We start from the raw sequence: 11,131 nt of genomic DNA on the forward strand, positions 1-11,131 counted from the left end.
ACACAGTCGCCTGAAGAGGGAAACCCTCCCGCAGCGCTGATTCACCCTGATGTGCTGGCTCCCCAAGGCGGTGATTCCCCTACATTATCTCAATATTATGACCTAATCCTAATTCATATTTAGGGGTTGTAGACCTCATGCCGCATTTGCTCGAATTAATATCCCTAATACCTAACCCCTACTTAAGCTAATACTATCAGTTGCCTTGCCGCTCATCCTGATGGCTAAATTATAAATGGCTATTTGTCTGATAGTATACTTTGCCCATTCATCTTAATTATTGTAAGGTTGCTAACTTGATAATGACTGTCATAAATAAAATTTACCTAAAAGTGTTAGTGTCGGTGCTGCCACGGGAAAAATTAATATGCAGCTTCAGTTGGATTTTTCAGCCAGTCTGGATTGCTGTGTATGATATACGACAATTCTCACTGGAGGTGAGAAGAGATGTGGCAAGCAAAGACAAATTCTGTAAGACTAACACTGAGCATAAAACTAATTGGGGTGCACCAGAGCAAATGGCAATCGGCATATGACTGTAAGCTAATTCTTCCAGTCAGCAGTCATGTAGGCAAACGGCCTAGGTCGTCGAAATGCTCTGCTCTTACCTGAGTCAGTTTCATCTCTATCTGATCAGATTATTGTTTATCCCACTGCCTTTGCAGCAGGAAAGCGGTGCATGAAATCCCAAGCAAACAATAAGCCTAAAATTTTAGTTGTCGATGACGAACCTGACAACCTTGACTTGCTTTACCGCACCTTTTATCGCGACTATAAGGTATTGAGGGCGAGTTCTGGCCCAGCTGCATTGGATCTGCTGGCGCAAGAGGGAGATGTATCAGTAATCATCTCTGACCAGCGAATGCCGATGATGAGCGGTACAGAATTTTTAAGTCTGACAGCAACTCAGTATCCCGACATTATCCGCATTATTTTGACTGGCTATACAGATGTCGAAGACTTGGTAGAAGCCATCAACTCTGGTAAGGTATTCAAATACGTCACCAAACCGTGGGAAGCAGAGGAACTCAAAGCAGTAGTGCGCCAAGCCTTGGATACCCACAATGTCCTCAAAGCCCGCACTCGTGAACTGACTCGCACACTTCGTCAGGAATCCCTGCTCAACACCGTCACAAATACGATTCGAGGTGCTTTAGATTATCGACAAATTCTGCAAACAATTGTGGACACAGTTGGTCATATGCTGGAAGTGGATGTTTGCCTCTTACGTCCTTTCCAGGATAACCAGCTGATAGACGAAGGATTTATTTACCAGAAGGCGCTCTCTCAAAGAGTGGGAGAGGGGGAGAGGGGGAGAGGGGGAGAAAAAAGCACCAGCACACCCCACCACCCCACCACCCCATCACCTCTGTTGGCTCAGACAGTCTGGGAAACCCGGGAAGCACAGATAATTAATGATGTAATAAGCGATGAACGCATCCAGGGTGATACTCCCAAATTGCGATCGCGTGCCGCTGCTTTTGCTGAAGCTAATATTTGTTCTAGCTTGGTTGTGCCTCTAATCTGCCGACAAGAACTTATGGCTGTGCTGGCACTGCACCAATGCCATGCGCCCCGCGTCTGGAGTGATGACGAAGTGCAGTTGGTGACGGTTGTAGCAGATCAAGCAGCCCTAGCTTTGTCTCAGGCTTATGCTTACGAGCAAGTACGCGCCCTTGCTCAACGGGAAACCCTAATTAATACGATTACCAGTGCTATTCGCTCTAGCCTAGACCCACAAGATATCTTTGCAGCTATCACCCAACAATTAGGGCAAGCCTTGCAAGTGGATGGCTGTGTTCTGTCTTTATGGACAGAAGATGATGAGTTTGTCCGTTGCGTGGGCTTATATGACAGTTCTGAAGATGCAGCAACTAAAAAGCCAATAGATACTGAGGAAATCGGCGCTCCCAACTTACCTCAATCTCAAGCACCGATCAAAGGAAATCCAATTCTGCAAGAAATGTTACGGACGCAAGAGCCGGCGATCGTTGCTGACATGAGTGAGTGTTCACCAGAGATCAAGGGATTTGATTTGCCTTTACGAGTGCCAGCCCGATCGCTCATGGTAGTTCCCTTACTTGCTGATGGTAAAAGCATCGGTAGTATTACTCTACGTCAAGGTAATAAAGCGCGTCAGTGGTTAACTTCAGAAATTGAGTTAGCAAAAGCGGTAGCAGCGCAAGCGGCGATCGCAGTGCAACAATCTCACTTGTACCAAAAAACCCGCGAACAAGCAGAACGTTTACTGGAACTAGATAAACAAAAAACCGAATTCTTCCAAAATATCTCCCACGAATTCCGTACGCCGATTACCCTCATTCAAGGGCCGTTAGAGTCAGCTGTAGCTTCTAAAGAGGGATTATCTTACGAACAAAGTGCGATCGCCCTGCGTAACTCCCGTCGCCTGTTGCGATTGGTAAATCAACTTCTGGATCTGCAACGCTTAGATGCAGGTCGAATGCAGCCAAATTTTCGTCCCTGCGATTTAGTCGAATTTGTTAGCCAAATTGTCGAGTCGTTCCGCCCTTATTGTGAGAAAAAAGGATTGCATCTAGTCAATGAGACGAGTGAATGTCTAAGAGTGTACTTGGACATGGAAAAATTCGACAAGGTGGTTTACAACCTCCTGTCTAATGCCATGAAATTTACTCCCGAAGGCGGCACTATTACTGTAGGAGTAAAATCTCATGGTGATAATTGTATCTTGACAGTAAAAGACACTGGTATCGGCATTCTTCAAGAACAAATCCCCTTGCTGTTTGAACGTTTCCGTCAAGCTGAAGGTTCAGAAAACCGCTCCTATGAAGGTACGGGTTTGGGTTTAGCTTTAGTCAAAGAATTGGTGGAACTCCACGGTGGTAAAGTTACCGTGGAATCAGTTTATGGTGAAGGCACTACTTTTAGCGTCTGGTTGCTTGCTGGTAGCACTCACCTACCTCAGAGTCAGGTCATGGATGCACCTGCTGAAGTTAATATTAGCCGTGCTGCTATAGAGTTGGCGGATTTAGAGCTGATAGAAGAGGAAATGAGGAGTGGAAGAGAGACAGAGGAGGGGAACACTGATTTTTCTACTTTCCCCCACTCCTCAATCCTGGTGGTAGACGACAATCCAGATCTGCGAACCTATGTATCCAGTATTCTCCGCGACAGTGGGTATCAAGTGCGGACAGCGCGTAATGGTTTAGAAGGATTCCGGTTCGCTAAGGAAATTGTACCTAGTTTAATTGTCAGCGACTTGATGATGCCCTTGGTATCAGGACTAGAGATGATTAAGATGATCCGTAACGAGGAGAAATTGAAAGGAACGCCAATTATCCTGTTAACGGCAAAAGTGGATGAAGAAACTCGCATTGAAGGTACAGAACGTGGTGCAGATGCTTATTTAGCCAAGCCATTTAATGACCGAGAACTTTTGGCAGAAGTACGAAATCTCCTGGCCTTAAAAGAAAATGAACGACGAGTTGTAGAGCTAAATACTTATCTGACTGAATCAGTACTCCAGCGCTTTTTGCCTCCGGCTTTGGTGCAAAAAGCCGCAGCCGGAGATTTAGTCTTGGATTTGCGACCGGAACCGCGCTTAATTACAGTTTTATTCAGTGATATTGTCGGTTTTACCCAGCTAGCAAATACCCTCAGATCGCGACGGGTGGCAGAGTTGCTGAATCAATATTTAGAAGTAATGACCAGAGCAGTGTTTGATAACGGCGGCACTGTGGATAAATTTATGGGAGATGCCATTCTAGCTTTGTTTGGAGCGCCGGAAGAACTGACACCTAATGAACAGGTGCGACGTGCCGTCAATACAGCTAGAGCAATGCTGCGATCGCTAGAACAGTTAAACGAACACTGGCGAGAGCAAGGTGTTTTCGACACTACCGAACGTCAGAGCGTGCAGTTTCGCTGTGGTATCCACCAAGGTACTGCTGTTGTAGGTATGTTTGGTAGTGTTGAACGCGCCGACTATACAGCAATTGGCCCAAGCGTAAATATTGCTGCTAGGTTGCAACAAGCAGCAGCTCCTGGTACTATCTTGGTTTCTGCTGCCGTCGCGGATTATTTGCAAGAAGAAGAAATTATTAAAGGTAGTCCGCTAGAACTAAAAGGAGTAGATGAAACTGTTCTTACCTTCGCCCTAACACCAGAACTAATGGCTAATCGGTGAAGTACCCCGTCTGAATCAAAAATTCAGACGGAGCTTTTGGTAGCCTTTAAAAACTTAAAACTGCTATGCTAAAGCCACAGCTGGTTGCGGCCAGCGCCCAACAGCCTTACCAATTACTCCCAGTTCTTGCATCAACTGATCGAAAGCCTCTGGTGTTAAAGATTGAGGACCATCTGACAAAGCTTTCTTCGGATTGGGGTGAACCTCAATCATCAGAGAATCACATCCAGCAGCAATAGACGCCATTGCCATTGAAGGTACATGAGCTGCCCAACCTGTACCGTGACTTGGGTCAATCATAATCGGCAGGTGAGTCAGGTTTCGCAATACTGGTATTGCTGATATATCCAGGGTATTGCGGGTGTACTGGCGATCAAAAGTGCGAATTCCCCGCTCGCATAAAATTACATTTGGATTTCCCGCTGCCAGAATATATTCAGCAGCCATTAACCATTCTTCAATAGTTGCCGACATTCCGCGCTTGAGGAGAACAGGTTTTGGTTGTGCTCCCACTTTCTTTAGTAGGGAGAAGTTTTGCATATTTCTCGCACCTACCTGAACTACATCGGCAATTTCTGCGATTTTATCTAAATCAGCAGCGTCCATAACTTCTGTAATGATGCCCAGTCCGCTGGCTTCTCGCGCTGCTGCAAGTAATTCTAAAGCGCTTTCACCATGACCTTGAAAGGCATAAGGCGAAGTCCGGGGTTTGTATGCGCCACCACGCAGAAACCTAGCTCCAGCCGCCCTGACGCGCCGCGCCGTCTCGACGATCATCTCCTCATTTTCGACTGAGCAAGGGCCAGCCACCACTACCAAGGGGTGGTGTTCGCCAAATGTCACAGCCCCATCGGGAGTATTTACCACTACCTCAGAGGCTTCTCCGTGGCGGAATTGGCGGCTAGCTCGTTTGTACGGCTGTTCTACCCTTAGTACTTGCTCAATCCAAGGGCTAACTTCCTGAATTTGTAACGGATCTAAATCGGCAGTTTCACCTACTAGACCAATTACTACCTTGTGCTTACCAACTATTTTTTCTGGAGTCAGCCCCCAAGTGGTAAGTTCCTCACTGACGCGGTTGATTTCCGCCTCAGGGGAACCAATTTTCATAACTACAATCATGTCAGTTGCTAATTGCTAGTTGCTATTAGCTATTATCCAAGTAAGTGGACAAATATAAACATATAAAACATTATTTTGAGGGCGAAGTTTGGGAAGTCGTCCTGACCCTAAAGTAGTTAAAAAATATAGCGCTCAGTGGTTTTGCTACTGCTAGTATTGAGTATAAAAAAATTATAAATTTTTAATTAGTTTAGTAATGTTGAAGTTGTGAAACGTAAACTTCAACATTTTTCTCAAACCTACTCAATACACGGAAAACATTATATTCCCGAATCAGCTGGCATATGATATCTGAGCGCTATTAATTATATGTTCTTCTGCCGAGATTCACGCCAAGCTGACACCATCCGTCCCCAATTGGTGGTAAATTCATTCCAACCCAACAGAGTTCCGGTTCTTTCCTCATCCCAAGAAGCAGAAAGAGCACCGTAAGAGATTCCCAACACTCCCAAACCAAAGAATCCCATATTTACCAGTAACACGGCGACAGGAGGCAGTTTGATACCAGCTTGGGTCAAAAGTAGATAGCTGGCAATGAGGGTGAGAATACCCAAAGAAGTTGGCACTCCAGAAAAGCCAGCGACGCGGCGTATCATCCGTTGGCTGACTACTTGAGGTATTCCAACTTCTTCTTTGCTATTACGTGGTTTCTTTTCCTTTTTTGGGGATTCTGGTTTGGCAGCGGTCGGTTTACTCGTAGCTTTGGCTGGTTTTTGGCGCTTTTTGTTCGGTTCAAAGGGTAAGCGTTCAGATTCTTCAGCAGACATAAGGCGGTAGTTTCCTATCCACGAATACCGAGACGGGCAATCAATGCTTGATATTTTTCCCGATCGTCTTTCTGTATATAGGCTAAAAGGCGTTTACGTTGACCGATCAACTTCAACAAGCCTCGACGAGAAGAAAAGTCCTTCTTATTGGCTTGGAGATGTTCACTAAGACGGTTGATACGCTCCGTGAGCATGGCAACTTGGATATCGGCAGAGCCGGTATCGGTTTCATGAACTTGGTATTGCGAGATTATCTCTTGTTTGCGCTGTTGCGTCAGAGCCATGATCCAATTAATTATTTCTTTCTAAATTGATGCAGCAGTTTCTCATATTATCACAGCCATCATGCTGTATGTTGTGGCACTGCTGCAAAACATAGATTAGGGCTAATCTTCCCGATCCTAACTAGCCGCGAGTCCTTTCCAGCAGGAGCATCATCATCAAACTTAACAACACCTGCTTTTCTTCGCGATCGCTCATTTGATCGACTGGTTTGATCGTAAATTTTCTAGAGAGAAAAGAAGGGATTTTCTCTAAACGCATCACAACTGTGCCATCCTCACGGCTGACTAAATAGACTGGGTTAAACACGTAACCACTGAATATCCCCACAATTGGCAGTTCTGCAAATAGAGCATCCATAACTTTGATCCAGGGGTTTTTTTCTTGGATGTTTAAGGTGGATGTTTCGCCATCAAAGATGTCATAACGCGCACGCCACAGGGATTTCATGCCTCGCCTTTTCACAGCACCAATAGGGATGTCGCTGGCGTCGGTGAAGTTATAGCGAGCTGAAAAGTCAATAATGCGATCGGCTTTTATGTAGTAAAGCGGTTGGGTTCGCTCCGTATCAGCAAAGACGGTAATTGCTTCCTTGAGTTTGAAGAGTTTCTGTCTAACGTAGAATACCAAATTTCCCTGAGCATCAACTACTGACATTTGGGGTGCAAATGCCCAGAATTTAAACGTGAGTTCAAGAGGATACTGCATATAAGTAATTGAACGGTGAAATTACTTATATTATTAATCCCAATTGTGAAAGTTAAGTAACAGAATTTAGTACAGCTTTGCGTAAAATCGTAGCTTTTTTAAACGCTCCAGGAGCGCAGAGTAGGCGCAGAGGGGCGCGGAGTCTTTATAAATTTAATTCGTTATGAATTTGTATAATTATGTACTAAGGTTGTAAGTTTATCTCAAATTCTAAGTGTTTATGCAAAGCTAAGTTTCTGTTGGTAGCTGCTATTCTACTTGAATGCGATCGCCTGCACTCACCAATTTCAACATATACTGATTTGACAAGAGCGCAAATTATTCAAAACAATGAGTAAAACCCCATCATCAGGATACATCCTGGCACTGGATTTAGGTACAACAGGCAACCGCGCTTTTGTATTCGACGCTCTTGGCAAAATTGTTGGGCAGGCATACAAAGAACTAACGCAGTATTATCCTCAGCCTGGATGGTTAGAGCATGACGCCGAGGAAATTTGGCAAGATAGTTGCTGGGTGATGCAAACTGCGATCGCAAATGCTCAAATAGCACCCAGTGATATTGCGGCGGTAGGATTAACCGTACAGCGTGAAACCTGTTTAATTTGGGATAAAATCACTGGAAAACCTCTGCATCGGGCAATCGTTTGGCAGGATCGTCGCACTGCTCCTTTGTGCAATCAATTACAAGCACAAGGGTATGCTGAGGAGATTTACGATCGCACTGGTTTGGTTATCGACGCCTACTTTTCTGCTACCAAACTCAGATGGCTGTTAGATCATGTGACAGGTATTGACCTCAATCATGTTTTAGCTGGCACAATTGATACTTGGATATTGTGGAAACTAACAGGTGGAAAAGTTCATGCTACTGACCACAGTAACGCCAGCCGTACAATGTTGATGAATCTGGCAAGCTGTGCATGGGATCAAACTCTACTGGATTTATTTAAAATTCCTGTTCAGATCTTGCCCCAAATTCAGCCTAGTTTAGGACAATTTGGTGTCACCGATACTACTGTAATCAGTGCGGAAATCCCCATCACTGCTGTCTTGGGCGATCAACAGGCAGCTTTATTTGGTCACGGGTGCGATCGCCCTGGTTTAATGAAATGTACTTACGGCACTGGTAGCTTTTTAGTTGCTCACACTGGCTCAGAAATTGTGCGTTCTCAACGTCAACTCATCTCTACAGTAGCATGGACGCAAAACCATAATGGCAGTTTAGATGTAGGCTACGCTCTAGAAGGTAGTATGTTTACTAGTGGAGCGTGTATCCAATGGTTGCGGGATGGCATCAAACTAATTAAAACTGCTGATGAGACAGAGGCGATCGCCAATCAAGTTGATGATAACGGCGGTGTATATTTTGTACCTGCATTTAGCGGACTGGGCGCACCCCACTGGGATATGAGTGCGAGGGGAGCCTTTTTTGGCATTACCGCAGTAGTGCGATCGCAGCATATAGTACGTGCTGTTTTGGAAGCGATCGCCTACCAAGTCAAGGAAGTCGTGCAAGCAATCAGTGGATCTAGCAGCGCACCCATACAGAAATTAACAGTGGATGGTGGTGCATGTGAGAATAATTTCCTCATGCAGTTCCAGGCAGATGTGTTAAGTATTCCGGTGGAACGTCCAGTTATGCGCGATACCACTGTTCAGGGTATTGCAATGGCGGCTGGTCTAGCGGCAGGATTTTGGGATAGTTATGAGGAATTGGTACGACAGCGGCAAATAGACCGTTATTTCTCGCCTGGTGTTGGCAGTGGATATGCAATAGCTAACTTTACCACTTGGCAAAAGGCAGTGGAACGGGCTAAGCATTGGGTGGAGTAAAAGGGATTGGGGATTGGTGATTAGGGACTGAGGATTGGATTTGACGTTTTCCCCACACGCTGCTGCGCTTTGTGTGGGGATTGTCAGAATCATTTCCCAGGGTATTTTCTATCGCGCGAGAATTGGAATTAAGCTCCTACAGCTTCCTTGGCAGCATACAGCACTTCAACCGTGATATCTTTGATGCCTCGCTCACGAGCAAATTTCTCGGTGTTGCGCTTTACTTTACCACGCACAAAGCCAGGAATCTTGTTCAATTCTGCTAGACCATCTTTAGTCCAGTTGAGGTCAGATTCGGCTGAAATGCCCTTGGTAATAACTTCTTTAGTGTCGTGTCCACCAAAAATTTCTAATAGATGGTCTTCCATTCCTAAGGTGAAGGAGTTGTATACCAAATCGGCAATTTGGTTAGTACCTTCGTAACCCAAGAATGGCTTGTAACCAATAGGGAAGTTCTGGATGTGGATGGGTGCTGCAATCACACCGCAGGGAATGTTCAGGCGCTTACCGACATGGCGTTCCATTTGCGTACCGAAGATAGCAGCAGGTTCGACACGAGCGATCGCATCTCCAATTTGGCCGTGGTCGTCGGTAATAATAACTTCATCACAGTATTCGCTGACTTGTTCGCGGAACCAATCAGCATCGTACTTGCAGTAGGTTCCAGCCCAGACAACGTGAATGCCCATTTCCCGTGCCAAAATTTTGGTTATGGCAGCGGCATGAGTATTATCACCAAAGACTACTGCTTTTTTGCCGGTCAAGTTCTGACAGTCAATTGAGCGAGAGAACCAAGCAGCCTGCGATACATGCAGGGTTTGCTCGTTGATGAATTCTTCGTAATCGACATCAGTGCCTTGGGCGTTAACTACTTGCTGAATTTTACGGATGCAACGAGCAGTTTCTACTACACCCATTGGAGTGATGTCTATGTAAGGCATCCCAAATTCTGCTTCTAGGTAACGAGCTGCCATTACACCAAGTTCGCGGTAAGGTACGAGATTGAACCAAGCCCGAGGCAGATTCTTTAACTCGTGAACGGAAGCACCTTCAGGGATAACAGCATTTACCTCAATACCTAAGTCAGCCATCAACCGCTTCAACTCGGTGCAGTCGTGCTGGTTGTGGAAGCCGAGGGTAGAAATACCGATGATATTGACGGAGGGCTTTTCGGTTTTACCTGTGGGGAGTTCGCCCTTTTTGCGAGCTTTTTCAATATAGAATTGGACAATTTGATGCAGAGTGCGATCGGCTGCTTGCAGTTCGTTGACGCGATAGTGGTTTACATCCGCTAGCATCACATCGCCTTTAGCTTCCAACTGCGCCCGTTCCACAAAGTTTTGCAGGTCTTCTTGCAGAATACTGGAGGTGCAGGTAGGGGTAAGAACAATCAGGTCTGGGGTTTCTTCCTTATCCTTGCGGGTGATGTTGTCTACTACCTTTTCTTGGGAACCGCGTGCCAAAACGTTGCGGTCAACAACACTGGCAGTTACTGGGGTGAAGTCCCGCTCTCGTTCCAGCATGGAGCGCATGACGTTAAAGTAGTCATCGCCCAATGGTGCGTGCATGATGGCATGAACGTTTTTGAAAGAACTGGCGATCCGCAGAGTGCCGATATGGGCAGGGCCTGCATACATCCAGTAAGCCAATTTCATGATAGTGTTCTCCCTTGAAATTAAACCAAGTGTGCCCGAATAAGAGGTGGACTTTTAGCGTTTAATTATTAAATCGTTTTTGATTCTCTCAAAAGTTCTGGCCTGGCAGTAGTTGGCTTCTTGTAAGTTTACATCCCCTACTAATGTCTGAAATGTCGTTGCTGATAAGGATTGGGGAATCGACTAAAACAACGTTTGTGTTGCTAAAGTTCAATAAAAATTAACGTTTTGCTAAATTCCTTAGCATTCGAGAACTTTCAAGGAATGATTGCGGATGGCGATCGCTGCAAGTTGTGACCGTAGCATAATCATGCTATTTTTTAGCATGAATGTGATACTATATATGATACTATCGCTCAATGGGCAAATTAAAAAAATTAGTGGAGGAATTTCTCAGGCGACCTCCAGAAGTCAGTTTTGATGATGTGCGCTATCTTTTAGAAGCTTTTGGCTTTGAAGAAAAAAGGTCTAAGGGTAGTCACTCGCTTCGCTCCAATTAAAAATTCAAAATTCAAAATTCAAAATTGAAATCCCCACAATTAAAATTGGGGGCTTGAATAATGATGCTTCGCAGTTTCTTTTTTTACATAATTAAA

At 45.2% G+C, this 11,131-nt stretch carries 8 protein-coding genes; 3 read left to right on the forward strand and 5 right to left on the reverse strand.

Annotation, left to right across the window (positions count from 1 at the left end; all coding sequences use genetic code 11):
* Nucleotides 1-679: 679 nt before the first annotated feature.
* Entirely contained in the window at nt 680-4,165 is a 3,486-nt protein-coding gene (locus HXY43_RS26285; RefSeq protein ID WP_290890049.1) for a response regulator, read from the forward strand.
* 63 nt (nt 4,166-4,228) lie between these two features.
* Here HXY43_RS26285 and aroF read toward each other — a convergent pair whose 3' ends face one another.
* The 4 genes from aroF to HXY43_RS26305 form a co-directional block, all read right to left on the reverse strand.
* Nucleotides 4,229-5,287, reverse strand: coding sequence for a 3-deoxy-7-phosphoheptulonate synthase (gene aroF, locus HXY43_RS26290; RefSeq protein ID WP_026731448.1), 1,059 nt, complete (start codon nt 5,285-5,287; stop codon nt 4,229-4,231).
* A gap of 305 nt (nt 5,288-5,592) precedes the next feature.
* Nucleotides 5,593-6,054, reverse strand: coding sequence for a PAM68 family protein (locus HXY43_RS26295; RefSeq protein WP_290890054.1), 462 nt, complete (start codon nt 6,052-6,054; stop codon nt 5,593-5,595).
* A 14-nt stretch (nt 6,055-6,068) separates the two neighbouring features.
* Nucleotides 6,069-6,338: a 30S ribosomal protein S15 gene (gene rpsO / locus HXY43_RS26300; protein WP_026731450.1), complete on the reverse strand. Its 270-nt coding sequence runs from the start codon at nt 6,336-6,338 to the stop codon at nt 6,069-6,071.
* A gap of 121 nt (nt 6,339-6,459) precedes the next feature.
* Nucleotides 6,460-7,044, reverse strand: a complete 585-nt coding sequence (locus tag HXY43_RS26305; RefSeq protein ID WP_290890059.1) for a hypothetical protein — start codon at nt 7,042-7,044, stop codon at nt 6,460-6,462.
* A 330-nt stretch (nt 7,045-7,374) separates the two neighbouring features.
* Here HXY43_RS26305 and glpK point away from each other — a divergent pair, with 330 nt between their 5' ends.
* Entirely contained in the window at nt 7,375-8,880 is a 1,506-nt protein-coding gene (glpK, locus tag HXY43_RS26310; protein WP_290890062.1) for a glycerol kinase GlpK, read from the forward strand.
* Nucleotides 8,881-9,008: 128 nt separating this feature from the next.
* Here the strand turns inward: glpK and bchB are convergent, their stop codons facing one another.
* Nucleotides 9,009-10,535 carry a ferredoxin:protochlorophyllide reductase (ATP-dependent) subunit B gene (bchB, locus tag HXY43_RS26315; protein ID WP_290890065.1) on the reverse strand — a complete coding sequence of 509 codons (1,527 nt, stop codon included), beginning with the start codon at nt 10,533-10,535 and terminating at the stop codon, nt 9,009-9,011.
* A 359-nt stretch (nt 10,536-10,894) separates the two neighbouring features.
* Here bchB and HXY43_RS26320 point away from each other — a divergent pair, with 359 nt between their 5' ends.
* Nucleotides 10,895-11,035 (forward strand): type II toxin-antitoxin system HicA family toxin, encoded by a 141-nt coding sequence (locus HXY43_RS26320; protein WP_290890068.1) that lies wholly within the window; start codon nt 10,895-10,897, stop codon nt 11,033-11,035.
* Nucleotides 11,036-11,131: the final 96 nt, after the last annotated feature.

Origin of the sequence: Fischerella sp., from assembly GCF_013388695.1 — a bacterium.
Classification (GTDB): domain Bacteria; phylum Cyanobacteriota; class Cyanobacteriia; order Cyanobacteriales; family Nostocaceae; genus PCC9605.

Bases quoted from the DNA above. Each gene is read 5' to 3' on its own strand.
- HXY43_RS26285 (WP_290890049.1), top strand. From the start codon at position 680: ATGAAATCCCAAGCAAACAATAAGCCTAAAATTTTAGTTGTCGATGAC.
- aroF (WP_026731448.1), bottom strand. From the start codon at position 5,287: ATGATTGTAGTTATGAAAATTGGTTCCCCTGAGGCGGAAATCAACCGC.
- HXY43_RS26295 (WP_290890054.1), bottom strand. From the start codon at position 6,054: ATGTCTGCTGAAGAATCTGAACGCTTACCCTTTGAACCGAACAAAAAG.
- rpsO (WP_026731450.1), bottom strand. From the start codon at position 6,338: ATGGCTCTGACGCAACAGCGCAAACAAGAGATAATCTCGCAATACCAA.
- HXY43_RS26305 (WP_290890059.1), bottom strand. From the start codon at position 7,044: ATGCAGTATCCTCTTGAACTCACGTTTAAATTCTGGGCATTTGCACCC.
- glpK (WP_290890062.1), top strand. From the start codon at position 7,375: ATGAGTAAAACCCCATCATCAGGATACATCCTGGCACTGGATTTAGGT.
- bchB (WP_290890065.1), bottom strand. From the start codon at position 10,535: ATGAAATTGGCTTACTGGATGTATGCAGGCCCTGCCCATATCGGCACT.
- HXY43_RS26320 (WP_290890068.1), top strand. From the start codon at position 10,895: ATGGGCAAATTAAAAAAATTAGTGGAGGAATTTCTCAGGCGACCTCCA.